The sequence below is a fragment of the Bradyrhizobium aeschynomenes genome, assembly GCF_013178945.1.
Classification (GTDB): Bacteria; Pseudomonadota; Alphaproteobacteria; order Rhizobiales; family Xanthobacteraceae; genus Bradyrhizobium; species Bradyrhizobium aeschynomenes.
The window spans coordinates 38,245-64,977 of sequence record NZ_JABFDM010000013.1 but is presented as its reverse complement, the minus strand read 5'-3'; the positions used below and the strand labels follow the sequence as shown (position 1 = coordinate 64,977).

The window sequence follows — 26,733 nt, the reverse complement described above, 5'->3', positions numbered from 1 at the left end:
AACAGTTTTGTGAATGACAGACATCGTGGCAGATCGGCACCACCGCCTATTTCGGAGCAGGACTCGCCGGTGCAGGCTTCGCTGGCGTCCCCTTTACGGCGGCCGGCAGCTGACGATCGCGGACGGCCGTCAGCTCCTTGCGCAGCTTCTCCTGCTGCTCCACCGACAGCACCGGCCGCTGATCGTCGTGCGGCACGTCGTTGACGGGCAGATAGTTGTAGGTGTCGTGAAACTGCCCGCCGGCTTTTGGCGCAGGTGTGCTCGTGGTTGCGCAACCGGCGAGCGGCAGGATGATCAGCAGCGGCCAGCAGGCCAGCGCCGCGCGCATGGAGACTCCGAAGCCGGAACGGCACATCGCGAAGGTCATCGCGCGGCTGCCATCGTGGGCGCTGGCAGTTGCGCCGTGATGCCATGCTCGTTGGACTGCAGGCCCGGAAGAGCCTTCACCCAGGGATAGCCGCGGCGGCCCATGTCGCGGCCGCGGTCGAACAAAGCGGTCATGTAGGTGCGGTCGAACGGGCCGTCGGCTTTGACCTGGAAATCGCCGGGAACGCTCGCGAGGTTGAAGTCGATGCCGTTGAACTTCGCTACCGAATAGATCCGGTAGATGTCGCCGATGCCCTGGTTCTTGATCAGCGTGGCGAGCGAGCGCTGCGTCACCGAGAGCACGTCGGCACCGACGCTCTCGAATTGCGGATCGATGCGGGCATTGCGGATGACGTAAAGATGCGCGCCGTTCACGGTGCGGCGCGGGCCGCGCCCGGAGACGAGGCGCAGCACCGAGGGGCCGATGAAGACCTGGCGGGTGACACCGCCATCGACATGCAGCTCGTCATAGTCGGTGTCGCCGATCCGCACCTTGATGCGCACCGGCGCGAACGCGCCGGGCACCGTCGCCGAGGCCAGCAGCACCTTGCGGAACAGCTCGATCGCCTCCGGCGTGTCGGCGGCGGCGATGCGGCCCATGTCCCACAGCACCGGCCGCTGCGCGTCGAGATTGGTGGTGCCGACCAGCAGCACCCTGCCCTTGCTGCTCTCGCGGGCGACGTCGCGCAGGAACTCGCGATCGACATATTTCTCGATCAGCCGCGACAGCGGCGTGTTGTCGGCCAGCGCCGAGCCCTGCAACAGGCCGGGAATGTTGGAGGTGAAGATGTCCTTGCGCTCATAAGCCGTGAACACCTCCTGCAGCCGGTCGTCATGCGCCCGCCCGAGGAAGACGAAGGGCGCGATCAGCGCGCCGGAGCTCACGCCGGTCACCATGTCGAAGTTCGGCCGGTTGCCCGCCTCGCTCCAGCCGACGAGGAGCCCGGCGCCGAACGCGCCGTTCTCCGCGCCGCCGGAGATCGCCAGAAAGTTCAGCGAGCGCTGGGCGGGAAGCATGGCCGAGGCGCGCTGCACGGAAGCCTCGGCAAAGCGCGGCGCCGGCTCATCGCCCCAATAGCGCACGTCGCGAAAACCGACCGGCTCGGCGCTGGCGGCCGCGAGCTCGGGCGCGGCGTTGCGCGGCATGATCGCGGCGCAGGCCGCCAGCGGCAGCGCGACGGCGAGCGTCAGCAACACACGCGAGACGACGGTGCGGACATCAACGGCCGGGGTCATCGCGCGGGCTGCTGCTCCATGCGCGCGACCACCGGCGGCGGCGGTTGCGCTGTGGAGCTCGCCTCCTCGGCGCCCTTGTCGGTCCAGCCCGGAGGCAGGCCAAGACCCGCGCCGACAAACCCCTTCACGCCGGGAAAGCGCCCGAACTGCTCGCAGGCGGCATATTTTGGCGCGCCGCCCAGCTTGGCCGGCAGGCTCGATGCCGACGGCAGCGACGGCAGGCCGCCGAACGGCGACTCGCCGGTCGAGACCAGCTTGGCGAAATCGGCCCCGAACTCGGACGCGAGATCGTAGGCATCGCCGTCATTGGCCATGCGGGCCGTCGAGACAGAATTGGCGCCGCGCGCCCATACCATCGCGGCGGCCTGGAAACCGGCGAAGTTGCGCGCCTCGGCCTCGACCGACAATGTTCCCAGCCCGACCGGAAGCCGCGGCACGGGCACCGGCACGCCCGGAAGCGCCACGCTCTTGGCGACCGAGGCCGCCTGCGAGGCCGCGGATGCGGTCGCATTGGTGGCGGTCGCGTGGGTTACGGTCGCCCTCACCGTCAGGTCGGAATCCTCTCCCGGCGAGACGATGCGGAAGCGCTCGCTCAAGCGCAGGCACATTTCGCGGCTGATCACATTGGCCACCAGCTTGCGCTCGGATTCGTCCAGGGTGACGTCGGGACGCGGCGGAAATGCGGTCGGCTCGATCCGGATGGTCTTCGCTTCGATCAACTCTTGCTTGTTGGCCTTGATCTGAGCCCGGGTCAGGAGACCGTTGGCGTCAGCGAGCCGGTCGTAATTCCGCAGCGAACCGGCGCGTTCCAGCGGTGCGGTCGCGCAACCCGACTGCGCCAAGGCCACGGAGAGAAGCGCCGTCCACTGCAGCGAGGCGACACGCATGACGCGGAAAACCCATTGATAGAGAACTTACTCTATTTATTCTCACAAGCGTCGGCACTTGTCCAACAAAGCTAGATCAAATTCTCTAGATTACAGCGGCGCGAAATATTATTTTATATTACAATGAGTTGTCGGGAGCCTGCGATTTTGGCGAGAGTTGGGCGGCGGAATTGAAGCGATGCGGAAGGTCGATCCGGTCAAGCATGAGCAGAAGCGCCGGGAGATTCTCCAGGCGGCGCTGTCGTGCTTCGTCAGGAGCGGGTTTCACGGCGCCAGCACCACCGACATCTGCGCTGCCGCCAAAATCAGCCCGGGCCACCTCTATCACTACTTCCCGAGCAAGGAGGCCATGATCCAGGCGCTGGTGGAGATGAACCTCAGCCATGCCGCGGCCCGGCTCCAGGCCGTGCTGGCGGCGCCTGATGTGATCGATGCGCTGGTGCATGAACTCGAAAACACCAGCCTCCACCAGCCGCAGGCCCAGATGCTCAGCACCGAGGCGCTGGCGGAGGCCTGCCGCAATCCCGACTTCGCGGCGATCGTCCACGCCCAGACGTGCGCGATGCGTACGCTCCTGGTCGAGTTCCTCGTCCAGGCGCAGCAGCGTGGCGAGGTCGATGCCGGGCTCGATCCCGAGGCGACCGCCAATCTCCTGCTCGCCATCGTCGACGGCGCCCGCGCGCTGCCGATCCGCAATCCGGCCGTCGACATTCCGGCGAGCAGTGCGCATCTGCGGATCATGCTGAGACGCTTCCTTGCGCCGCCCTCGGCGACCAGGCACACGGCCGCTCACACCTGACGCCCGCCTGCACTTCAATTGACACCCTCCCCTGCGCACGATTGACTGCTTGCAACAAAGCGGCCGACCGCAGCCGATCTCGGGGGGAGGATGCCATGACGCGAGCACCGCGCAGACGAGCGATCGATCTTGCCCTGATGATGCTTGTCTCGGCGATTGCGGCCACCGTTCTTTTGCTGCCGCGCAGCGTCAGCGCCGCCGACATCCCGGCCTTCGCCGTCGAGCCGTCCTGGCCGAAGCAGTTGCCCAACAATTGGATCCTCGGCCAGGTGGGCGGCGTCACCGTGGATGGCCAGGGCCACATCTGGGTCATCCAGCGGCCACGCTCGCTGACCGACGACGAAAAGGGCGCAGCGCTGAATCCGCCGCGCTCGAAATGCTGCATTCCGGCGCCGCCGGTGCTGGAATTCGACGTCGACGGCAATCTGCTGCGCGCCTGGGGCGGCCCAGGACAGGGCTACGAATGGGTCGGCCGTGAGCACGGCATCGAGGTCGACGAGCGCGGCTTCGTCTGGATCGGCGGCAATGCCGACAACGACAACGCGATCCTGAAATTCACCGTAGACGGCAAGTTCGTCGCACAGATCGGAGCGATTGCGCCGAGCAAGGGCTCGAACGACACGACGCAGCTCGGCAAGCCGGCGGAGACCGCGATCGACAAGGACGCGAACGAGATCTATGTGGCCGACGGCTACGGCAACCGCCGCGTCATCGTGTTCGATGCGACGACGCTGGCCTACAAGCGGCATTGGGGCGCGTATGGTCGCACTCCCGACGATGCCAAGCAGCCGCCCTACGATCCCAAGGCGCCGGCGGCGCAGCAGTTCGGCAATCCCGTACATTGCGTGAAGATCGCCGACGACGGCCTCGTCTATGTCTGCGACCGCATCAACGATCGCATCCAGGTGTTCAGGAAGGACGGCACCTTCGTGACGGAATGGTTCTTCGAGAAGAACACGCTGGGCAACGGCGCGGTGTGGGACGTCGCGATCTGGCCCGATCCGAAGCAGACCTATCTGTTGTCCGCGGACGGCGAGAACAACGAGATCCGCATCATCCGCCGCGCCGACGGCAGCGTGGTCGGGAGCTTCGGTCACAATGGCCGCAATGCCGGCCAGTTCCATTGGGTGCATGCGATGGCCGTCGACAAGCAAGGCAACGTTTATACCGCCGAGGTCGACACCGGAAAGCGCATCCAGAAATTCAGGCTGACCTCGGACGCCCTGCGTTAACGCTCACGCCATCAGCACAAAGCTTGGGCGCCCCTCCCCCCTATTGGCGCATTGCCGCAACCCACGAGACCGGCTATCCAGGATGACAGACGGCAAGGGGCGCCCAACAAACCCCGCCGCGACACGACACCAGGGAGGACTTTGATGACGACGTCTCATACGCGCCGGATGGCCGCGCTGCTCGCTGCCACCGCGCTCTGCTTTGCCGGCTCCGCCTTCGCCGACGACAAGGTCGTCAAGATCGGCGTGCTCAACGACATGTCGAGCCTCTATGCCGACATCGGCGGCCCCAACTCGGTCGCGGCCGTCAACATGGCGGTCGAGGATTCCGGCCTCAAGGCCAAGGGCTGGACCATCGAGGTCATCAGCGGCGATCACCAGAACAAGCCTGACGTCGGCGTCAACATCGGCCGGCAGTGGATCGACACCCAGAAGGTCGACGTGATCATGGACACGCCGAACTCGGGCGTGGCGCTGGCCGTCTCCAATCTGGTCAAGGAGAAGAACTCGATCCTGCTGAACTCCGGTGCCGCCACGGCGGACCTCACCGGCAAGGCCTGCAACGCCAACACCATCTCCTTCACCTACGACACCTACATGCTCGCCAACGGCACCGGCAAGGCGCTGACCAAGGCCGGCGGCGACAGCTGGTTCTTCCTCACCGCCGACTACGCCTTCGGTCACGCGCTGGAGCGCGACACCTCGGCCGTGGTGACCAGCAGCGGCGGCAAGGTGCTGGGCTCGGTGAAGCATCCGCTCAACACCGCCGACTTCTCGTCCTTCCTGCTGCAGGCGCAGTCGTCGAAGGCGAAGGTCATCGGGCTTGCCAATGCCGGCGGCGACACCACCAACTCGATCAAGCAGGCCTCCGAATTCGGCATCGTCCAGGGCGGCCAGAAGCTCGCCGCGCTCTTGCTGTTCGTCAACGACGTGCATGCGCTGGGGCTGAAGGTCGCGCAGGGCCTGACGTTCACGGAATCGTTCTACTGGGATCTGAACGACCAGACCCGCGAATGGTCGAAGCGTTTCCAGAAGCTGTCGCCGAAGGGCACGATGCCGTCGATGACGGTGGCCGGCAACTACGCCGGCACGCTGCATTACCTGAAGGCACTGGAGGCGCTCGGCGGCAATCCGCATGACGGCGCCAAGGTCGTGGCCAAGATGAAGGAGATCCCGACCGACGACCCGCTGTTCGGCAAGGGCCCGCTGCGCGCCGACGGCCGCCGCCTGATCCCGGCCTATCTCTTCGAGGTCAAGAAGCCGGAAGAGTCCAAATATCCGTGGGACTACTACAAGCTGATCGCCAAGATCGCGCCGGAGGACGCCGCCAAGCCGCTCGAGGCCAGCGACTGTCCGCTGGTGAAGAAGTAGGCCTGCGGCCCCTCGACGGACCCTCATGGTGATGAGGCGCCTCGCGCCATCTCCAACCATGAGGCCCCCGGTCCCGATCAACCCTCATCCCACACGCATTCAACTCCGCGTGTCAGGATGAGGGTTTTTCGTTGCCCGCACGCAGTGTCCGGACGGCCATCACGAGTGCTCCGATCAGCAGCGCCGCAGCCAGCAGGAACGGCGCGCCCGGCAGATGCACCGGCGCGGCAGCGCCGATGAAATAGGCAAAGGTCAGCGTGAACAGGAACGGTCCGGCAAGCTGGGCCATGCTCTGCACGCTCGACGTCGCGCCCTGCAGCTGACCTTGTTTGTCGGGCGCCACCAGCCGCGTCATCAGCGCCTGGATCGCAGCACCCGACACGCCCCACAGCGCCATCGCGGGAATGCCGAGCCAGCTCAGCGTTCCCGTGGGCGCGAGGCCGAAGATCAGAAATCCCACCGCGCCAGCCGACAGTCCCAGCATCAGCGCGCCGCGCTCGCCGAGCGAGCGCACGATCAGCCCGACCGCCCCGCCCTGCACGATCATGGCGCAGACCCCGACGATCGCCAACGTGAGGCCGACGGTGCGCGTGTCCCAGCCATAGCGATAGGTCGCATACAGCACGAAGGTCGACGGCAGCACGACATGGGCGAGCTGGGTGATGAAGTTGACGGCGGAGAGTCCGGCGAGCGTCCTGTCCGAGCGCAGCAATTGCAGCGCGCCGAGCGGGTTGGCGGTTCGCCAGCGGAATGGACTGCGCCGTTCGGGCGAGAGCGATTCCGGCAGCACCAGCAATCCATACAGGGCGTTGGCGAAGCTGAGCCCTGCTGCAGCCCAGAACGGCAGTCGCGGATCGATGTCGCCGAGCAGTCCGCCGGTGGCCGGACCCAGCACGAAGCCGGCGCCGAACGCCGCGCCAATGCGGCCGAAGATCGCTGCGCGGCGCTCCGGCGGCGTCAGGTCGGCGATGTAGGCAAACGCCGTGGAGATGCTGGCCGAGGTGACGCCGGAGATCAGCCGCCCCAGAAAGAGCCAGGCGAGCGAGGGCGCCAGCGCCATCAGCACGTAGTCCGCCGCGAGCCCGAAATTCGACAACAGGATCACCGGCCGCCGCCCGAACCGGTCGGACAGGCTGCCGAGCACCGGCGAGAACACGAACTGCATCAGCGCCCAGGCGGTGCCGAACAGGCCGAAGATGCGCGCCGCCTGCGCGGTGTCGTTGCCGACGAAGCCTTCGATCAGCTTCGGCAGGATCGGCATGATCAGCCCGAGCGCGAGCATGTCGAGCAGAATGGTGACAAAGATGAAGGCAACGGCGCCGCGGCGCGGCGGCTGCGGCATGCCGTCGGATCTGTTGACGTCGCTCTCGACCATGACCTGCCATCGGACAACCGTCCGCGGCAGCCGCGGCACGAGCCGCCGACTTATACACGCGCGGCCCAGGCCGGCAATCCGGAAGGCTCAGGAGGCGCGCGACACGGCAAAGCCCGCGACGATCCAGACGAGTTCCATCGCGGGGACCCGTCGCAGTTTCGATGCTCCCGGCGCAACGGCGACAGGTAGCCATTTGGCTATCTCGACCAGAGATAGCACCATGCAACTTAATACCTTCGAGGGTGAATGCCGGTTCGACGAAATCACGCACGCCAGCACGTCTGGAGGCAAGGAGACGACCATGTCCGCCATTCTGACAGCCGAGCGCGAGACCGTCTGCTCCAGCGTCCTTGATGAATTCATCGCGACCCAGCGCTCCAGAGCCGGGCGAGACCGGAACATCCCGATCCTGCTTGGATTGAATGGCCTCGCAAATCTGCGGGATGGTGCTCTCTACGCCGACACCATCGACCAACGGCAATGGGAGGCGATGTACGGTGAGCTGGCCGTTGCGGCGGAGCAGACCATTCCGCCGCTTTCCGCCATGTTCGACCTCGCGGACTCGCAGCAAGGCGCGGTCGCGATCGGCGTTCTGAACGTGCAATACCAGGCCCCGGACCGCAGGCTGGCGGGTGCGTTGCGCCGGGCCGTCCGCGATCAGGCAGCTCTGGAGTTGCCGCCGGGGACCGACATCTCCGACATGATCGAAACCAGGACCGCGTTCGCCGCCTGTGCGATCCTGCCTCCGGCCTATTGGGGCGTCTCCCGCCAGCAGGAGGTGCACGACGGGCTCGAGGTGCATTTCAAGCTGGACAGGACGCTCTACGTCTCGAACGGCGAATTGCCGGACCGTCTCGAGATCGATTTCGGCGACGGTGGAGGCTTTCGGCCCGCCCTGTTCGACACCGAAAGCATCGTGACGTATGACGAAGCCGGCGAGCAGCGCATCGTGCTGCGAGCATGGTTCGGTGACGAGGCCCGCTGCGCTGCCTTTCGATTCATCGTGGCGGATGCCGCTCGGCACGCGACTCCCCCCGAGCGTGGCAACGGCGCGCCCGTCCCGGCCAGTCGGATTCACGTGAGGGCGAGCATCGCCCACGAGGGCAAGCTCTACCAGGGCGTGATGCACGTCTACTGGGCCTGGAGCAACAGGAGCGGAAAGCTCAGAAAGCCCCTGCTGCTGGCCGAGGGATTTCCGGGCAAGAACGATGCAAACGCCATCTACGATTATTTCAATGGGTTCACGGGGGAGCGCAACAACCCCAATGCCAAGCTTGCGGACGAGTTGCGCGTCGCCGGCTACGATCTCGTCATCCTGATTTTCGACGAACGCGGCTCTCCGATTCAGGGCAACGCGTTCGTCTATCTCCAGGCGCTGTACTGGATCCGTGACAACGGCGCGCAAGGCCGGCCGCGAATTCATGCCATGGGCGGCAGCATGGGCGGCCTGATCGCCCGCTATGCGCTCGCCTACGCCGAGCAGCAGCGGCTCGACCCCGGCGACGTCGCGGCCCTGACGACATTCGACTCGCCTCATCAGGCGGCCAATGTGCCGCTCGCCGCTCAGATCACGGCGAGGTTCTTCGCCTATCGCCAGCCGGATCCCGACACGCTGCTGAATTATCCTGCGGCCAAGCAGATGCTGATCCATCAGGTCTGGCGCTGGGATGGCGAACGGGAGTCATTGACCAAGCCGGAGTTCAGCAAGTTCTACGCGGAACTGGAGGCGCTCGCATTCCACGGCTATCCGACTCGACCAAAGAAGTATGCCATCTGCAACGGCGCACTCGATTCACATGTCGTCAGCATTCCGGGCGGCGCCAAGACCCTCTCCATCGAACGAACGGATTCACCGACCGTCTACAAGGTGGAGCTCTGGGCGACACCGAACAAGATCTTCAATTCCAAGACCTACTATGCCGAGCTCTACATGTGGGACCAGACGCGCAATGCGCGCGTCTCCTACTCTGTGGACTCCGACGCCCAGGGCTTCTACACGCGCGACGGCTGCGCCGGCGGCCTCGCCAAGAACTTCAAAACGATCTACGACGCATTGATCTGCCCTCAGAGAGCGGCTCTGCACTACGAGGTCAACTGCTTCATCCCGGTTCACAGTGCGCTCGGCGTTCCCCGTCAGGACGCCTACGCGTTCGAGGCGAGAACGGTGCAGCCGGGTGAGACACCGTTCAACAAATGGTACGTCCCCTCCGGGAATCAGCCGCATTGCACGGTGGATGAAGGCATCAAGAACTGGGTTCTGGCCCGGGTCGCGGAGCACGTTCTTCAAGCCGGCGACACGATCGCGTTGAAGGCCTCGAACGGCCTGTATCTCTCGCGCTACTGGGAGAACCGCGACTGCTTGTACGCCTCGAAACCTGCCCGCGACTATTTCTGCCTGTTCAAGGTGGTCGCTGCCGACCGTGGCGGTTTCGCTCTGAAGGCCGACAACGGCAACGGCAAGCATCTGCGCAAGAGAGAAGACAACTACATGGCCCCCGATGGTGACGGCGTTGGGCCGGACTCCACCTTCACGCTCGACGAGTTGCCCGGCGGCGAGCATATCCGCCTGAAGCTCGAGAGCGGGGGATATCTGCGATATCGCGGTTCCAGCGAACGGAATCAGATCAGCGTGTCAGCCGATGGCGGCGATGTCACGAACAGGTTTGTCTACGAGCGCGTTGCGCCCTCGCAACAATCCGACGAGACCGAGCTGTCCGGCGACCTCACGATCCATTCAGCTGTCGACTAGGCCCGGGGCGTGCATCATGCGCTGTTGGGTGCACTGAGGCAGGAAGCAGGCCAGGTACGAGAGCTATCCTGCCCGGCTGCGCTATTTCAGCGTCGACAGATAGGCGACGACGTCGGCCCGCTCCTTCGCGTCCGCCAGTCCTTTGAAGTACATCTTGACTCCGTGAACATCCCCGCGCGGATCGGCGATATAGGCGTCCAGAGCCGCTGCGGTCCAGGGCGCATTGTTCCTTTTCATGCTCTCCGAATATGCGTAATCCGGCACGGCGGCTGGCTGCCGTCCAACGACGTTCCAGAGGCTCGGTCCGACCTTGTTGACGCCGATCTCGGCAGAGTGGCAGTTGTGGCAGATGCGCTGGAAGATGCTTTTCCCGGCGGCGGCATCTCCGTCGAGCGCGTGCGCGCTCGGGGCCAGGCCGGCGAGAACGGCGGCAAGAGCGATGCGGCGGAGCATGTGAATCCTTCCCCTCTTTCGCCCCGGAGCGGGCGCGGGCCAGCCCCGCGGCCAGACCATGAGCAGATCCGCGCAGATGATCGGACGACTGCCCGGTCCAAGTCCTTGTCCTGGATCAAGCCGCGCAGTTGCCGTTGCTGCTCAATTCGCCTAATCTTCTAAAAAAACGAACGATCTGCAACACGATGCTCGAAAGTGTAGTTCAGGGAGGTGCCCGGTGGGAAACGCCGATCCTCGGCCCGCGCGTCCGTCCGGCGTGATTGCGGCGAAGTCGAAGGCTGCGACGGAGGCCGCTGCGGTGGCCGACATCTGCGGCCAGTTACCTGCCGACGGCCTCGCCATGGTGCTGATCTTCCTCTCGCCCCACTACGATCCGAACGCGTTCATGTCGGAGATGACGATCCGTCTTGCGGACATCCCCGTGTATGGCTGCACCACGGCTGGAGAGCTGTCGCCCGATGGCTGGGACGACAACAGTGTCGTCGCGCTCGGCTTTGCCGCCGACGATTTCACCGTGTTCGCACAGCCGATCTTCGGGTTGTCCGGCTTTCGCGTCGACGAAGGCCGGCGCCTGGGCCTCCAGTTGAGGCAGGATCTGTCGCAGCATGAAGGCCGCGACGGCGAGAGCGTGTTTGGGCTCGTCCTGATCGACGGCATGTGTCAGCGCGAGGAGGCCATCATGTCGGCGATCTATGCGTCGCTCGACAACATTCCCCTGGTTGGCGGGTCGGCCGGCGATGGTCTGCGCTTCGAGCAGACCTGGGTCTTTCACGACGGCAAAGCTCACACGGACATGGCTGTCCTCATCCTGATCAGGACCTCATTGCCGTTCCGGCTGTTCAAATGCGACAATTTCGAGCCGACCTCGACCAAGATGGTGGTGACGGAGGCCGATCTCGAGCAGCGCATCGTCAAGCAGCTCAACGCCGAGCCGGCGGCGGAGGAATATTGTCGCGCAATCGGGATCGCCGATTCCGAGCTCGACCCGTTCCTGTTTGCGGCCCATCCGGTCCTGGTGCGCGTGGGAGGATCCTATTTCGCGCGCTCGATTCAGCGGGTGAGCCCGGACGGCTCGCTCCGGTTCTTCTGCGCCATCGACGAGGGCATGGTGCTGACGGCCGCAAGGTCGCGCAACTCCGTGGCGGCCGCCCGAGAGATGCTGGCCGAGGTCCGCGACGACATCGGCGAGGTCTCGATCTTCATCGGCTTCGAATGCATTCTCAGGCGACTTGACGCCGAGCAGCACCAGTTTGCGCGGGAAATGTCCGAGCTCTACCGCGAGAACCGGATCGTCGGATTCCATACCTATGGCGAGCAGTACGGCTCGATGCACGTCAATCAGACGCTGACGGGGGTCGCGATCGGCAAGCGTCCGGGAGCGCAGCAATGACCGGTGCCGGGTCTCCGGACGACCTGCAGCGCGAGGCGGCCAAACTGAGGAAGATCAATGCCGCTCTGATGTCCCGGGTCGAACGCTCGATGGACCAGCAGTTCAATGCATTCTCGCTGTTCGAAACGGCGATCGCGCTCGATCACCAGGTTCGCGAGCGGACGCGGCAGTTGCGCGATGCGCTGCATTCGATCGAAACGGCGAACAAGGACCTGTTTCGCGCCAAGCAGCAGGCCGAAGCAGCCAGTTCCCTGAAGTCCTCGGTTCTCATCTCGGTCACCCATGATCTGCTTCAGCCGCTCAATGCCGCGCGGCTGACGCTGTCGACGTTGGCCGACGAGGTCTCGTCCGATCGTGGCACGGCCATGGTCGGCCAGGTCGACCATTCGCTGGCCACCCTCGAGGATCTGCTGCGGTCGCTGCTGGAGATTGCCAAGCTCGATGCCGGAGCCCTGCGCCCCGACATGAGGCCCATTCTGCTCTCGAGCCTGTTCGAGCCGCTCGAACGCGAATTCGCTCCTATCGCGGCCAGACGCGGCCTGTCCTTGCGCATTTGTCCCTGCTCCGTGGCGGTGGTCTCGGATGCCATGATGCTGCGGCGCATCTTGCAGAATCTCCTCGCGAACGCCCTGCGCTACACGCGACAGGGCGGCGTCGTCATGGGATGTCGGCGAGGACCGGGCGCAGACCGGGTTCGGATCGAGGTCTACGACACCGGCCCGGGCATTCCCGGGCCGCAGCAGGAGGCGATCTTTCTCGAATTCCAGCGCGGTCAGCCGAGCGCCGAAGACCAGGCCGGTTTTGGGCTCGGCCTGTCGATCGTCCGCCGCTTCGCCAACGCCTTGAACCACGAGGTCGGGCTGGCGTCGCGAATGGATCACGGCTCGACGTTCAGGCTCGCGCTCGACCGGGCGGACCCGGCCGCCGTACTGCCGGATCCGCATCCTGCCGAGCACGTCGAGCATGATTTCGGCGGGCTCGAAGGCGCAAAGATCCTGCTGATCGAAAACGATCTGGCCACGGCGGATGCCATGGTCAGTCTGCTGGAGAAATGGGGCTGCGACGTTGTCGCCACGGTGTCGACGACGGACGCGCTGCTGCGCCTGAGCGCGCTCGGGGCAATCCCCGAGACGATCATCGCGGACCTCCATTTGGAAGGCGACGAGAGCGGGCTTGCCGCGATCCGGGACATTCGTCAATTCCTCGGCCGAGAGGTTCCGGCCATGATCGTGACCGCCGACTATTCCGACGACGCAGCCAGGGAAGCAAGCCAATACGGCCTCGAGATCCTGACCAAGCCGGTCAGGCCTGCGGAGCTTCGCGCGCTGCTGTCGTTCCTGCTGTCATGAGTTCGTCGGCGCCGCTCGGCCGCGGTCCGCTGATGAGGTTGACGAAGTCGATCTTCTCCATCTCGACGATCGCCTTGGTCCGGCTCATGACGCGGAGCTTGCGCAGGATCTCAGAGACGTGGACCTTCACCGTGGTCTCGCAGATCCCGAGCTCATAGGCGATCTGCTTGTTCTGCAGACCGCAGCGGATCAGATCGAGCACACGCAGCTGCTGCGGCGTCAGTTCGTGGAGACGCTTCAGGAGATCGCGAGCAGGAAGACTGGCGCGGCGCGCGCCGGTGCCGAGCGAGCCGGCTTCGACATGGACGTCGCCTGACAGCACCGCCTTGATCGCATCGGCCAGTTGAAGCTTGGAGGTCGATTTCGAGATGTAGCCGGAGACACCCAGCGCGAGAACATGGGCGACGAGGCCCGGATCCTGATGCGCTGACACGACGAGGATCGGCGTGCGCGGCGCAGCCTTGCGCACGCGAATGACGCCGGAGAGTCCGGTCGTCCCGGGTGTCGCGAGATCGAGCAGGATCAGGTCGAATCTCGCCGGGGATGAAAGAAGATCGACGGCCATGTCGATCGATGTCGCCTCGCGCATCTCGGCATCGGCCAGAGCAGCGCGGATGGCGCTCTCCAGCGCCTCGCGAAACAGCGGATGGTCCTCGATGATGAGCAATCGAGCCACGTGCCTGTCCCCTCCCCGGCCGGACCGGAGATCCAGCTTGGTCATTGTCGCGGACCTGACATTCAAACCAGTGCGCGCGCTGCGTCTTCGAACCGATGTCAGGGCCGGAGCAACAGCGATAGCGCGGAGGTCGGTCGCAATCAACGTCCAAGACGTCGGCGATGTCGCGACGGCCGCGACGTCTTGCGCCGCAGCAATTCCGCTACGGGTTTCTGCGCGAGGCGGTGCGCGGTCCCTGACGGTCGGCCGGCGCCGGCAGCGCGATCTTGCCGATCTCGATGACGGCCTTGTTGCGGCTGAACAGGCGGAGTTTTCGCAGGATCTCGGTGATGTGCGCCTTGACGGTCGACTCCGCGAGCTGGAGCTCGCCGGCGATCTGCCGGTTCTGATAGCCTCGTCTGATCAGGTCGAGTACACGAAGCTGCTGCGGGGTCAGCTCCGCCAGCCTCGCCTGCAGCGCACGCGAGGAGCCGTTGCCCTGTCGCTCCGCTGCGGGCACGAAGTCCTTCGGGACCGAAATCGAGCCGCTGAGCACGCGCTCGATCGCCGACGTCAGCTCACGCTTCGAGGTCGACTTCGGCAGATAGCCGGCGGCGCCGAGCGACAGCGCCTCGCGCACGACGTTCGGGTCTTCCTCACTCGAGACGATCGCGACCGGAAGCCGCGGATGCGTCGCGCGCAACCGCAGGAACCCCGAGAAGCCCACGGCGTCGGGAAGCGTCAGGTCGAGCAGCGCAAGGTCGATGTCGGGCCCCGTTGCAAGGGTGTTGAGCGCATCGGCAATCGACAGCGCCTCGAAGATCTCGGCGTCCGGATGCGCCAGACGCACGGCATTGCCGAGCGCTTCGCGAAACAACGGATGATCGTCGATGATCAGAAAGCGCGTCATGTCCGACTCTCACTTGCCGCCGGCACGGACCGGATGATCCCGACAGATCGGGCCGCCCGGTGTCCGCCTCCTTCAGTTGGCCGTTTCGGACGTCTGCACGGTCAGCAGGAATGAATAGATGCTCTCGAACTGGTCGTCGGTAAAGACCTCCTTCCAGGCGGGCATGCCCTTGGAGGGGCGGCCTTCATGCACCGTCGTCCAATACCTGTCGCGCATGTCCTCGCCGTAGCGGGTCTGCAGCCGTCGCAGGTCGATGCGACGTTCGGCCTGCACGGCGTCGGGTCCGTGACAATGCGCGCAGGTGCCGTTGAAGATCTCCTTGCCCAGCGTCACCGCCTCGGTCTTCGAGTGGCCCGCAGTCGAGTCCGAAACCCTCGTCACGACGGACTCGGCAACCGGCTGGTGCAGAAGCCGAGCAGGCTCGATCAGCGACGCCAGCCTGATCGGACGGGGCACGGCGCCGAGCCTGATCGACGGCTCGCTCGGCAGCCCGTATTTGACGGCCAGCTCGGCGATCCCGGCTGCGAGCTTCGGCAATGCAGCGTCGATCTGATCGCGCAATTGCGTGGAGCTCTTGGCGAGGCCGATCGCGGCATCCCAGGACAGACCCTCGCCCTCGACCGGCTGGATCCGGAAGCTGCTCTGGTAGGTCGTCTTGTTCAGCCAGCCTGCGACCGGTCCCCAGACGAAGGCGATGTCGACCTTGCCCTTCGCCAGCGCCGCCAAGCCCTCGTCCGGCGTCAGCACCGTCACCTTCTCGATGTCATCAAGCTGGGCCAGCAGGTTCTGCGGCGTGGTCTGATATTGCACGGCGACCCGCTTGCCACGAAGGTCGTCGATGCCATGGACGACCAGCGTCTCGCGGCTGACGAGCGCGTAGGTTTCGGTCGCGATCTTCTTCGAGAAGATTACTGCCGGCCCCATGAAGTCCGCTGACAGCGGCAGGCCGATCATCGCGTCGCACTGCTTGCCCAGCAGCGTCACGCGCACGGTTCGCTTGCCGAAATAGGATTTGTACCAGTTATACGTCACGGGGCGGCCGAGCTCGCGTGACAGCGCCTGTCCGATCTCGAGATAGAATCCCGGCTGCGCTGCGTTGTCGCTCGAGAACGGAAGATTGGTCGGATCCGCACAGAGCCGCAGCGGCTCCATCTCATGAGTCAGGGCTGCGGCCGACGCGGCCAGCAGGGTGCAGGCCGTCAAGGCGACGAGAGCCGTCGCGCGTGCTGCCGGTTCGGCGGCGGCCCGTCCATTCGAGCCAGTCTGTCGGCGATTCAGGCGCATCCTCGGTCCCTCGATCTTGTTTGTTGTTTGGATGGTACGGCTCGCCCTCGCGAACGGGACGTCTTCCTTCGTGCGCTCGACGCGGGTTGGCTGAGCGCAGCGCGTGTCCCCGCGGCCGGGGACACGCGCGGCCATCGCGGCAGTTGCGGCTATTGGACCGCGAACACGAACAGGGCGCCGCCTTCGGGAGCTGCGTTGGTCATCTTCTTGCCGATCTCGCCCAGGAAAGCCGGGATCGAGGCGGTGCGGCCGACGACGACGGCGACGTACTGCTTGCCGTCGACCGAGTAGGTCACCGGGCCGGCGCCGATGCCGGAGCCGAGATTCTTCTTCCACAGGATCTTGCCGGTCTTGGCGTCGATGGCGCGGAAATCGCCGTGCAGGTTGCCGGAGAACACCAGGCCGCCGGCGGTGCTCAGCGTGCCACCGTTGAACGGAAGGTCTTCCTGAATCGACCAGACCTTCTTGTTGTTCACGGGATCCCAGGCGATGAGCTCACCCAGGAATCCGCCGGGCCCTTCCTTGGTCGGGAATTCCGCGCCGAGATAGAACACGCCGCGCTTGTACGAGACGTCGCTGACCGACCAGTCCATGCAGACGTTGTTGGTCGGGATGTAGACCAGGCCGGTGTCCGGATTGTACGACATCGGCTGCCAGTTCTTGCCGCCGATCAGGTTCGGGCAGACGTCCTTGACGGGATGCCCGGGGCCCGGCCGCTTGTCCGGATCCTCGACCGCGCGCAGCGTGGATGTGTCCCATTTCTGCGCCCAGTTGGCGAAGACGTACTTCTCGGCCGAGATCACCTTGCCGGTCTCGCGATTGGCCACGAAGAAGAAGCCGTTGCGATCGGCCTTCATCAGCGTGGGAACGGCTGCACCGCCCAGCTTGAGGTCGGCGAGAATGGCCTCGTTGACGCCGTCATAGTCCCAGGCATCGGCAGGCGTGGTCTGGATGTGCCACTTGATCTTGCCGGTGTTCGGATCGAGCGCCAGCGTGGACGCCGTATACAGATTGGTCAGCTTGCCGAAATCGCCATTGCCGGTCGAGCGCACAGCGGTGTTCCAGGGACCGGGGTTGCTGGTGCCCCAATAGACCGTGTCGCTCTTCGGATCGTAGGAGCCGACCAGCCAGGCCGCGCCGCCGCCATGCAGGCCGGTGTCGCCCTTCCAGGTCTCGCTGCCGGGCTCGCCGGGCGCGGGCACGGTGTAGGTCTGCCAGACCATCTTGCCGGAGTTGATGTCGTAGGCCTGAAGCGAGCCGCGCACGCCGTACTCGCCGCCGCCGAAGCCGGTGATGACCTTGTCGCGGACGACCAGCGGCGGCGAGGTGATCACCGAGCCTTGCTTGTAGTCGACCACCTTGGACGTCCACAGCTCCTTGCCGGTGGCGGCATCGAGCGCGGTCAGCTTGCCGTCGAGCCTGCCGACGAACAGCTTGCCGTCGGCATAGGAGATGCCGCGGCTGTTCACGTCGCAGCAGGCATATTGCAGCGTGTCGTCCGGAATCTCAGGCTCGTAGGTCCATTTGCGCGCGCCGGTCGCGGCATCCAGCGCATAGACGTATTTCGGTCCCCATGAGGTCGAGACGTAGAGCGTGTTGCCGATCACGATCGGCGAGGCCTCGTTCGAGCGCAGCGAGGCCAGCGAGAACGAATACACCAGCGACAGCTTGCCGGCGTTCTCGGTGGTGATCTCCTTCAGCGGGCTGAACCGGGTGTTGCCGTAGTCGTGCCCCGCCATCGCCCAGGCGCCCGGCTCGCTGGCAGCCTTCAGCGCCGTGTCGTTGGCGCGAACGCCCAGCGTGCCAGCAACGAGGAACGCAACCGTCGAGATGCCAGCCAAGAATCTCCTGCTCGTGAAGTTCATCAGTTCCCTCCGCTTATGTCTTTGTTGTGGTCGTATGGCGCGTGCGCCAGGCCCGAGATGAGCGGTCGCGCTGCGAGCAACGGGGCGATTACAGCATCAGCTCTGCCCGGCTCTCATAGGCGGAAGGTAGTAGGCGCGCGGGATCGGGGCCGAACGCCGATTATCACGACCGTTCATCGACTTACCGAAATTTCATCACCTGTGTGCGGAAGGATCGTCATTGCCGGGATGAACAGGCGCGCCTCCACTGCGCGGTCTCGTTGCAGCCTGGCGTCCTCGCGGTTGCACGCCGAGGGACGCCCTCTCTCGAGATGACGCCTCGAACAAACCGGGCCGCACGGCGGCATCTTCTGGTTCGGACGCGGCCGCCCGCTGGAATACGCAGGGCTCGGTGCCGGACAGGGAAAGCCGGCGCAAAGCTCGCCTTTGGCCTGCTGACGCCTCGCACTCCGCGGGGTCGCACGAGCTGTGATCAAGCTGATTGGGCCCGTCCAGACCTTCTGAAGAAAATAATCTTGTTGCTATTTTTCCGAATATATGGTTGGGTATCGCCATCCTGGACTCGCCGAGAGGGGCGCTTCGCGATCGTCACGAGACGTGGGGTCTGGGGATGCGGTGGCCGCAGGCGTGCTGCAGCGGGCTCACGGGCTCGCCGACGAACGGCAGGTGTGCGGACGTGAAGACGCGTGGTCCTGGCGCCCCGATGCTGGCGCCAAGTCGTCGGGCGATGATCCCGAGGGCGACGGTGGCTAAAAAGCCGGACACCGGGGAGATCGCGACATAAGCGTGAAAACCATCGCGCGGGGAATGCCGGGATGTCTCGGCTGAACCTGTGGTTCCTGCCGCCTGCATTTTTTCAGCAGGCGGGCCATGGGTGCGGCCAGCGCCCGGCATTCCCCGCGCCCTCTCATTCTCGAGGGCGGAACGAGCGGCACAACTCGGACGCGATCGCGCCGCGGGACCGCAGCCCCTCGCCCGAACGAAGGGCGCGAGGCCTCAACAAACCGCAAACAGATTTGAACTAGGGGAGAGAGGGATGGTGCGCTCGGACGGCGGTCGCATCTACTGCGATTTCGATGGCTTGCCAAAGTCATCACCACGCATAGCGGACGACGCCTTTGCCGGCATAGCTCTTCGTCACATGGGAGAACTCGCCTTCGAAGGTCGCAGCGGCGGACCAGCCGTTCAGCCATTTCATTTCTGCGGAGGCAGTGGTGAGCGCGGAGTCCGCCGCCGGTCGTGCGCCGCTGACGACAAAGCTCGTGCCGGGCAGCGCCTGGAACGTCGCAGCGACCGAACGGTCCGGATTGAAGTCGTGCGCCCAGGCGGCGCGGCCGCGCAGGGTGAGAACCGCGTTCTGCATGGCAAAGGACTTGTCGGTGCGCAGGCCGACTTCGCTGCGCGTGGCGGTCACGCTCCTGGCGGCATAGGCCAGCGCGAAGGCGTTGCTCCCCGAGACCGCCGTCTCGGCATAGGCCGGCAGGGTGAACGTCGTGAACTGGCCCGCGGCATATGGAGTCAGGCCGAAGCCGCCGGCCCACGGCGCAATGAGGCGATAGCCGCCCTCGATACGTCCGCTCCAGGCATTGGCATTGAACTCGGCACGCAGGCGATCGACGCCGGCGAGCGTCACGGTGCGATCGGTGGTGACATCCTGCCAGCCATAGGCCAGCGCCGCGGTGATGTAGCTCGGGCCATTGGTGTGCCGGAGATAGGCGCCGGCCTGGAACAGGTCCGAGCGGCCCGTGCCACCGCCAGTCACGGAGAAGCTGGTGCCACCGCCGGCGAGCGCGAAGCCGGCCAGCGTTTGTGGCGAGAAGGCGTACTCGGCGCCGGCGGCGGTGCCGAACAGCCGGCTGGTCACACTGTTCGATCCCTGCGCGGTGCTGCCGTCCGTGGTCTGCGATCCGCCGAAGCCTGCAGCCCACACGTTCCAGCGCTGCTCGAAGGTCTTGGCCGGTGGCACCTTGGCGAGCATCGCATAGGCGTCGCGCGCGGCGCCTGCCGGCCCGTTGTCGGCATAGGCCGGCGGCGCGGATGCCGCCGCTTCGCGGCCCGTGCTGAAGGGATCTGTCAGCAGGCCCATGAACTGGCCCATCGCCTGGAACGTGGTCGCTTGCGACCCCGCCGCGGTCTCGCCGGACGCCTGCGTCAGGCCGGCGGCCGTGAGCGAGCCGTAGACCAGCGGGATGCTGCCGTTGCCGTTGAAGGAGTTGACGAGAGCATTGCCGACATTCTGCTGATTGCCGCCCGGTCCGCTGCCCGGCGGCGGGACGAAGCTCAGCGTCAGGTTCAGATAGGCGTGGGTGGCGTCGTAGCTCAGCTCGGTCCGGAAGTTCGACGACAGGTTGGTATCGACCTGCGGGTTGAACGCGCCGCTGACGCTGCCGGCGGTCAGGATCGTGTACTGCTTGGCGACGGAGCCGCTCGCGAACGCCGCATTGACGGTAGCGCCGCCCAGTGTCGCCGCGCCGGTCACGTTGACGAACGAGGCCGTCGCCGGATTGACCTCGACGAGATAACGGGCGCCCGACTGGAACGCGAGATTGCCGGAGATCGCGAGCGATGTGCTGGCGGTGCCGTTGCCGCCCAGCAGCGAGCCGCCGCTGGTGATCGCCGTGCCGCCGACCGTTCCCGTGCCCATCAGCGTGCCGTTCGCATTCACCGTCACCCCGCTCGAGGTCGCGATCGAGCCGTCCACGCGCAGCACGCCGCGGTCGACGCGTGTCGCACCGGCATAGGTGTTGGCGCCCGTCAGGGTCAGCATGCCCGCGCCGGTCTTGACCAGCGAACCACTGCCGGAGATGACGCCGCTCACCTCGGTCGAAAAATCGTTCGAGCCGACGGTCAGCTCGTTGGCGCCGAGGAGGTAGTTTCCGGCTCCGGCGATCGATCCCGCGCTCAGCCTCTGGAGGCTGCCCGGACCGAAACTGTCCGAGAAATCAACGATGCCTCCGGCGTTGTTGATGAGGGCAGCGTTTCCGGCCGTGCTGGTGTTGTGGAATTGCAGGCTGCCATTGTTGGTGATGGTGGCGTTGCCCGCCGTGCTGAAATCGAAGAACGACAGAACGCCGGCGTTGGCGTTGGTGATGGCGGCGCTGGCTGCCGTGCCGCTGCCGCGGAAGTCCAGGATGTTGTTGTTGGTGATGGCGGCATGGCCAGCGCTGCTGAAGACTTGCAGACTGCCGGTGTTGGCAATGCTGGCACTGCCCGCCTCGCTCGATTGGAGGAACTGGATGGTGCCGGCATTGGTGATCGTGGCATTGCCCGCCGTGCTGGTATCAATGAAATCCATGCCGCCAGTGTTGGCGATCGTGGCGTTGCCTGCCGTGCCGGTGCGGGCGAAAAGCAGGTATGAGTTGTTGATGATGATGGCGCTGCCCGCCGTGGCTTCGTCGAAAGTCAGGCCGGAGCTCAAACTGCTGTTGATGATGGTGGCGTTGCCGGCCGTGCTGCCATTGATGAAGTCGAGGTAGCCGTTGTTGGTGATGGTGGCGTTGCCCGCCGTGCTGGCGTCCTGGAAATGCACGGTGCCATCGTTGGTGATGGTGGCGCTGCCGGCCGTGCTGGTGTCGTGAAAACTCAGGACGCCGTTGTTGTTGGCGATGGTCGCGCTGCCTGCGGTGCTGGCATTGCGGAAATCGACGTAACCGAAGTTGCTCGTGATCGACGTGCCGCTCATGTCGGCGTTGACGACATTCAGCGTGGACCAATCACCGACGGTGACCGTCCCCAGAATGGAGCCGGCTCGGCTGGCAGTGCCGAGTTGTAACGTGCTGCGACTGCTGGAGGAGGCGCTGGTGATGGTTGTGCCACCGGTATAGGTGTTGGCGCCGGTCAGCGTCAGCGTGCCCGCGCCGGTCTTGTCCAGCCTGCCGCCGATGCCGGAGATCACGCCGCTCACCTCGGTCGAGAGATCGTTCGAGCCGACAATCAACCGATTGGAGCCAAGGATGTAGTTGCCGGCTCCCGCGATCGACCCGGCGGTCATCGACGTGTCGACGCCCGAGATATCGACAGTGCCTCCCGCTTGGTTGATGAGGGCGGCATTGCCGCCCGAACTGACGTCGAGGAATTGCAAGGTGCCGCTGTTGGTGATGGTGGCGCTACCGCCCGTGCTGGCGTCGCGGAAGGTCAGGGTGTCATTGTTGGTGATGGCGGCGCCGCCGGCGGTGCTCGTGCCCAGGAAGTTCAGATAGTGGTTGTTCAAAATATTGGCACTGCCCGCCGTGCTGGCTCCGCTAAAGTCCAGGCCGCCATTGTTGGTGATGGTGGCGCTGCCGGCCGTGCTGCTGCCGTAGAAGAGCATGACGCTGTTATTGGTGATGGTGGCATTGCCGGCCGTGCTGGTCTCGACGAAATTTAGGGCGTTGCTGTTGGTGATGGCGGCGCTGCCGCCGGTGCTGCTGTTGCGGAACTCCATGAACCCGCCATTGGCGATGGCGGCGCTGTCGGCAGTGCTGGCGTTGTAGAAAGTCAGGCTGCCGAGGTTGGTGATGCTGGCGCTGCCGCCATTGATGGCGATGCCGGCTCCGGTGAAATCCTGGGTCGTGGAGGCCGCGATATCGAACGCATAATTCGAGGCTGCGGCATTGAACGTCCAGCCGCCGAAGGTACCGGAAGACCCCAGCGTCAACGCGGTCGTGTTCGAGGCGCCGAACGTGGCCGTGCCGGTCGGCACGCTGCCCGGGGTCCAGTTGTTTGCGTCGTAGAAATCGTTCGATCCCGGAGTGGCGAGCCAAGTGGCATCCTGGGCCCGCGCCGGCCCCGTGGCCGCGAGCATCCAGGCCAAGGTCAGCGCCGACGACGCCAGCAGCGCGGCCCGCAGGCGGCGGGTCGCCTTGAAATGATCTTTCCCGGTCCTCACCACTTCCCCCAATCACAGGGTCCGCAAGTCTTCGCCCCAATTCATCGCATTGGGCGGAAGGGGTGTCCTGATGTGGGGGCGCCCCATTTCTGAAAGTTTCTGATATTTCGGTTTCAGAACCGACTTTGGGGCATTTCGGACAGACTTCCGCTATACGGGCCATTTTGAGAAACGCGTTTGGGGGATGATTTGCTTCGTTTCGCCGGCTTCGAGCTGGACCAGCGGCGCGAGGAGCTTCGCGGGGCCGATGGCACGCCGATCAAGCTACGGCCGAAGACCTTCGAGATGCTGCGGCTGTTCGCCACCAGCGGCGGCCGGGTCCTGAGCAAGCAGGAGCTGATGGAGGCGGTCTGGCCGAACGTTCACGTCGGCGAGGACAGCCTGTTCCAGTGCATCCGTGAGCTTCGCTCAGCGCTCGGCGACGATCGGCGGCAGTTGATCAGGCTCGCATCCGGCGGCGGTTATCTGCTGACGGCGGAGGTTGAGGTCGAGCCCGAGGTCACGGCGGGAGGCGAGGTGGCTCCGCTCGCGGAGGCCGTGGAGACCAGTTCGCCGGCGCCCACCAACGGTGCCGTGATACAGGCAACGTCGCAACGCTCAGTCTTCGGTTTCAGCCGGCGGGCCATGGTCGCCGCAGTGGCCGGGCTTGGTGCGATCGCGGGGCTTGCGGTGGCTGCACCGGTGTTGAAGCCGGACCTCCTCTTCAGGCGAACGCCGCCGCGCATCGCCATGATGCCGATCGTTGACGCCAGCAGCGATTCGCGCGGCGCGGTGATGGCGGCGGAGGTCACCGGCCGCCTCGTGGACGGCTTTGCCAAGATCCAGAACGTCAGCGTGGTCGCGCCACGATCGGCGGCGGTCGCAGGCGTCGAACCCACCGGGCTGCCTGCCGCATCATCCGACTACGAAATTCGCGGCGAGTTGCAGCATGGCGATCAATCCTGGACGCTGCGGGCGCGCATGATCAAGACGACCACCGGCGAGGTTCAGGCGGTCGCCGCCGCTTCGGTCGCCGCTGACGAGGCGGACGCGCAGCTTGCGCAGTCCCGCCTCGCCGCCGGCGTGGGTCATGTCCTTGCCCGCCGCCTCAACGAAATGCTGGTGCCCAGCGCGCCGTCGTCCAGCCCGCGCGGATCGTCCGCGGGCGGTGACAAGGTTGCCCTCGAGCAGGCGCTCGCATCGATCAATCAAACCACGCGCGAGCGCTATGGCGCGGCGCAGTCGATGCTGCAAAATGCGCTCACGGAGGATCCTGACAATGTCGACCTCGCCGTCGCGCTTGCTTCGCTGCAGATGCGCGGAATCCAGATGGTCTGGTTCAGCCCAGAGGAAGCGGTCGCGGTCGAGGCCAGGGCCAACGCGACGCTTGAGCGGGCGTTACGGTCGAAGCCGAATTCCATTCCGGTGCTCGAGGCCCATTGCCGCTTCCTCAGCGCCACCAACCATTTCGTCAAAAGTCTGGTGACCTGCGCCAAAGCCTTGAGCTTCGATCCGTGGAACGGGTCTGCGCTTTATCTGATCGGCCTCGGGCAGATCTTTCTCGGCCGCTTCGACGATGCGCTCGCGACATTCCGTCAAGCCGATCGTTACGACACGCCGCCGGCCTCGCGCTGGACCTGGCTGCTCGGCGCGGGCTGGGCGAATCTCTTGATGGGGCGCGACGAGGAGGCGTTGCCATGGCTGCAACGCTCGATCGCGATTACGCCGGCGACCGGCCGCTCGCATATGCTGCTCGCCGCTGCCTACCAGAGATCGGGCCGGTTCGAGGAGGCGAGAGCGGCGATGGCGGAGGGACTGAGGCTGCGTCCCGGCACGACGAAACTCAACGTCACGCCGCCTTGGAAAAATGTGAGCCCGGTGTGCCTCGCAGCCTCGGTTCGCATCGTTCAGTCCATGGTCGATGCAGGCTTGCCGGAGCAGTAAGGCCCGCTAGCGCATCAACTGGCGCGCGCTGAAATCCGCTTCATATCTGACTTATTGTGCTTGGTGCGCTCGGAGGGCGGAGACGTCGGTTGCGATTTCAATGGCTTATCTCGCAAGCGGACCGAAACGGTGCTTATCGAACGGAGATGGGCACTTTCTGGCGCCAGTATTCTTCAGCACAACCGCCGTCTTCAGACCGCCAATTCCCACATAACCGCACCTTGGTTTCGAGCTAATCGCCAGGCATTTTCACGCAGGAGATTGGGTGGTCAGACCTGCCCCTGGTGCGTCGTCCCCCTGATGATCCCTGTATCTTCTGCCCCCATGGGTTTGAAGTCGATGTACATGTCGGCGCCGGGGATGGCGGCCGCGCCAGCGCGGGCGACGGCGAGATCCTGCGCACCAGACCCGGAGCCCGCCGACACTGCGCCGAGGATGAAGCCGTCGACGCAAATCGGCAGCCCGCCGATCAGGTTGGTCCAGCGGCTCTCATGCGCCAGGGTGACCTGGATTTCCACGTCCGCATGAGCCCCGCCCGTCGGCGTCCCCGACAGCGCCGAGGTCCGCGCCTTGTTGATCGACGAGGTCACGCTCAGTCCCTTCGCACCGTCCATGCGCCCAAACGCCAGCAGGTTGCCGCCACTATCGACAACAGCAATGCACATGGGCTGTCCGATCCGCGTCGCCTCCGCGATGGCCGCGTTCAGCACCTTAAGCCCACCTGGAAGCGTCAGCGTCCTCGTGTCCTTGACGTCGGTCATGGTTGCTCCTCGAACAGGCCAATGGAGAAGTCCCGGGCCAGCGTGCGCGCTGCAGCGATCAGCGGCGCATCGCCGCCGCGCCAGCCGATCAAAGACAGCCCAACCGGAATCGGGCCGGATGTCGCCACAGGCAGGCTCACCTGCGGAAGCCCCGTCAGTCCGGCGATGCAGGTGAGATCGACGATCCGGTTCACGGCAGCGCGGATCTCCGACAGACGCGCATTGCGCGCGATCGGCAGAATGGGCGAGGTCGGCAGACACAGCATGCGCCGCCCGTCCAGGAGATCGTCGAGACGCTTCGCGGCGGCCGCGCGGAACGCCTTGGCGGCAGCGAGTTCGTCCACCGTGATGCGGCCGTCATCAGCGAAGGCGCCGGCCACCTCCGAGGAGAAGCGCGGGTTCACCCGATCGATCCAGTCGCGAAACGTCGCGTGGAATTCGCTCTTCTGCAGGACGCGCTGATGGCGTGCCCAGTCGAGCAGCTCACCGTCAGCCAGAGGCAACGAATGGGTTGCCGTGGCATTGCCGAGCCGGCCGACAACCGGTTGCAGCGCGTCCCAGGCCGGCGCATCGGCGAGCGCGAAACAGTCAGATGCAATGACGATCTCCGGGAGCAAGGCGTCCGCGATCGGCTCGCCGAGAAGCACGGCGCCGACCCGGCTGAACGTCTGCGCGTCCCTCGTAAAATAGCCCACCGTGTCGAACGACGGCGCCTGAGTCATCAGGCCGGCGACCGAGATACGGCCGTGCGTCGGGCGCAGGCCGTAGATCCCGCAGAAGCTCGCGGGCGTGCGCACGGAGCCGCCGGAGTCGGTGCCCAAGGCAACATGGACAAGTCCACCGGCCACGGCAGACGCGGAGCCACTCGAGGAGCCGCCGGGAACGCGATCTGGCGCGCGCGGATTGAGCGGCGTACCGTAGAACTTGTTGATGCCGAGCAGCCCGAGCGAAATTTCATCCGTGATGGTCTTGCCGATCAGCGTCGCACCGGCGCCGCGCAGCGCGTCGACCGCCCAGGCATCCGTCTCCGGGGTGTCATGACTAGCCGCCCAATCCGGGTTGCCGCAGCCGGTGACGTCACCGCCGACGTCGAACAGGTCCTTGACCGCGAAACTTAGGCCCGACAACGGCCCCGACCGATGCGGCGGACGCTGAATGATCGTGCCAGGAAGGAAGGCTCCGAGTGTGTCCTGCACCATGGATCTCCCGATCGCCCGAAGAGTATTCTGAAATGCTGGCAGGCGTGCCCGGCCCGGGCGCG

The 26,733-nt window shown here is 65.4% G+C and carries 19 protein-coding genes; 7 read left to right on the top strand and 12 right to left on the bottom strand.

Annotation, left to right across the window (positions count from 1 at the left end; all coding sequences use genetic code 11):
* Nucleotides 1-46: 46 nt before the first annotated feature.
* From HL666_RS28605 to HL666_RS28595, 3 genes are read right to left on the bottom strand one after another with little or no spacing between them, the layout of a single operon-like run.
* Nucleotides 47-367, bottom strand: a complete 321-nt coding sequence (locus HL666_RS28605) for a hypothetical protein (protein ID WP_172184867.1) — start codon at nucleotides 365-367, stop codon at nucleotides 47-49.
* Nucleotides 364-1,602 (bottom strand): patatin-like phospholipase family protein, encoded by a 1,239-nt coding sequence (locus HL666_RS28600; RefSeq protein WP_172184865.1) that lies wholly within the window; start codon nucleotides 1,600-1,602, stop codon nucleotides 364-366. Before HL666_RS28600 ends, HL666_RS28605 begins: the two co-directional genes overlap by 4 nt.
* Nucleotides 1,599-2,489, bottom strand: coding sequence for a DUF3313 family protein (locus tag HL666_RS28595; RefSeq protein WP_172109380.1), 891 nt, complete (start codon nucleotides 2,487-2,489; stop codon nucleotides 1,599-1,601). The genes HL666_RS28600 and HL666_RS28595 overlap by 4 nt, the downstream gene beginning before the upstream one ends.
* Before the next feature lie 178 nt (nucleotides 2,490-2,667).
* On the opposite strand from HL666_RS28595, the gene HL666_RS28590 reads away from it, so the two are divergent.
* From HL666_RS28590 to HL666_RS28580, 3 genes are all read left to right on the top strand, one after another.
* Nucleotides 2,668-3,288, top strand: coding sequence for a TetR/AcrR family transcriptional regulator (locus tag HL666_RS28590; protein ID WP_172109381.1), 621 nt, complete (start codon nucleotides 2,668-2,670; stop codon nucleotides 3,286-3,288).
* Between the two features lie 95 nt (nucleotides 3,289-3,383).
* The gene (locus HL666_RS28585) at nucleotides 3,384-4,520 is read left to right on the top strand and encodes an NHL repeat-containing protein (protein WP_172184863.1); all 1,137 of its coding nucleotides are present in this window, start codon (nucleotides 3,384-3,386) and stop codon (nucleotides 4,518-4,520) included.
* Between the two features lie 144 nt (nucleotides 4,521-4,664).
* A complete protein-coding gene (locus HL666_RS28580; protein WP_172109383.1) occupies nucleotides 4,665-5,891 on the top strand; it encodes an ABC transporter substrate-binding protein in 1,227 nt (408 codons plus the stop codon).
* A 112-nt stretch (nucleotides 5,892-6,003) separates the two neighbouring features.
* Here HL666_RS28580 and HL666_RS28575 read toward each other — a convergent pair whose 3' ends face one another.
* Entirely contained in the window at nucleotides 6,004-7,233 is a 1,230-nt protein-coding gene (locus tag HL666_RS28575) for a TCR/Tet family MFS transporter (protein ID WP_246739036.1), read from the bottom strand.
* Here HL666_RS28575 and HL666_RS28570 point away from each other — a divergent pair.
* A complete protein-coding gene (locus tag HL666_RS28570) occupies nucleotides 7,196-10,015 on the top strand; it encodes a PGAP1-like alpha/beta domain-containing protein (RefSeq protein WP_172184861.1) in 2,820 nt (939 codons plus the stop codon). The genes HL666_RS28575 and HL666_RS28570 overlap by 38 nt on opposite strands.
* Before the next feature lie 81 nt (nucleotides 10,016-10,096).
* Here HL666_RS28570 and HL666_RS28565 read toward each other — a convergent pair whose 3' ends face one another.
* Nucleotides 10,097-10,468, bottom strand: a complete 372-nt coding sequence (locus tag HL666_RS28565) for a c-type cytochrome (protein WP_172132001.1) — start codon at nucleotides 10,466-10,468, stop codon at nucleotides 10,097-10,099.
* Nucleotides 10,469-10,685: 217 nt separating this feature from the next.
* Here HL666_RS28565 and HL666_RS28560 point away from each other — a divergent pair, with 217 nt between their 5' ends.
* The gene (locus tag HL666_RS28560; protein ID WP_172109388.1) at nucleotides 10,686-11,858 is read left to right on the top strand and encodes an FIST N-terminal domain-containing protein; all 1,173 of its coding nucleotides are present in this window, start codon (nucleotides 10,686-10,688) and stop codon (nucleotides 11,856-11,858) included.
* A complete protein-coding gene (locus tag HL666_RS28555) occupies nucleotides 11,855-13,207 on the top strand; it encodes a hybrid sensor histidine kinase/response regulator (RefSeq protein WP_172184859.1) in 1,353 nt (450 codons plus the stop codon). Before HL666_RS28560 ends, HL666_RS28555 begins: the two co-directional genes overlap by 4 nt.
* On the opposite strand, the gene HL666_RS28550 is transcribed toward HL666_RS28555, so the two are convergent.
* The 5 genes from HL666_RS28550 to HL666_RS28530 form a co-directional block, all read right to left on the bottom strand.
* On the bottom strand, nucleotides 13,161-13,883 hold the full coding sequence (locus tag HL666_RS28550) for a response regulator (protein WP_172184857.1): 723 nt from the start codon (nucleotides 13,881-13,883) through the stop codon (nucleotides 13,161-13,163). The genes HL666_RS28555 and HL666_RS28550 overlap by 47 nt on opposite strands.
* A gap of 202 nt (nucleotides 13,884-14,085) precedes the next feature.
* Nucleotides 14,086-14,772: a response regulator gene (locus tag HL666_RS28545; protein WP_172109391.1), complete on the bottom strand. Its 687-nt coding sequence runs from the start codon at nucleotides 14,770-14,772 to the stop codon at nucleotides 14,086-14,088.
* A 72-nt stretch (nucleotides 14,773-14,844) separates the two neighbouring features.
* Nucleotides 14,845-16,056: a c-type cytochrome gene (locus HL666_RS28540; protein ID WP_172184855.1), complete on the bottom strand. Its 1,212-nt coding sequence runs from the start codon at nucleotides 16,054-16,056 to the stop codon at nucleotides 14,845-14,847.
* A 149-nt stretch (nucleotides 16,057-16,205) separates the two neighbouring features.
* Nucleotides 16,206-17,897 carry a PQQ-dependent methanol/ethanol family dehydrogenase gene (locus HL666_RS28535; protein WP_172109818.1) on the bottom strand — a complete coding sequence of 564 codons (1,692 nt, stop codon included), beginning with the start codon at nucleotides 17,895-17,897 and terminating at the stop codon, nucleotides 16,206-16,208.
* Nucleotides 17,898-19,014: 1,117 nt separating this feature from the next.
* A complete protein-coding gene (locus HL666_RS28530; RefSeq protein ID WP_172184853.1) occupies nucleotides 19,015-22,788 on the bottom strand; it encodes an autotransporter domain-containing protein in 3,774 nt (1,257 codons plus the stop codon).
* A 189-nt stretch (nucleotides 22,789-22,977) separates the two neighbouring features.
* On the opposite strand from HL666_RS28530, the gene HL666_RS28525 reads away from it, so the two are divergent.
* Nucleotides 22,978-24,711: a winged helix-turn-helix domain-containing protein gene (locus tag HL666_RS28525; RefSeq protein WP_172184851.1), complete on the top strand. Its 1,734-nt coding sequence runs from the start codon at nucleotides 22,978-22,980 to the stop codon at nucleotides 24,709-24,711.
* Nucleotides 24,712-24,980: 269 nt separating this feature from the next.
* On the opposite strand, the gene HL666_RS28520 is transcribed toward HL666_RS28525, so the two are convergent.
* Together HL666_RS28520 and HL666_RS28515 are read right to left on the bottom strand one after the other, a co-directional pair.
* Complete coding sequence (locus HL666_RS28520) at nucleotides 24,981-25,472, bottom strand: GlcG/HbpS family heme-binding protein (protein ID WP_172109395.1); 492 nt, start codon at nucleotides 25,470-25,472, stop codon at nucleotides 24,981-24,983.
* Nucleotides 25,469-26,671, bottom strand: a complete 1,203-nt coding sequence (locus HL666_RS28515; protein WP_210262271.1) for an amidase — start codon at nucleotides 26,669-26,671, stop codon at nucleotides 25,469-25,471. Before HL666_RS28515 ends, HL666_RS28520 begins: the two co-directional genes overlap by 4 nt.
* Between the last annotated feature and the right edge of the window lie 62 nt (nucleotides 26,672-26,733).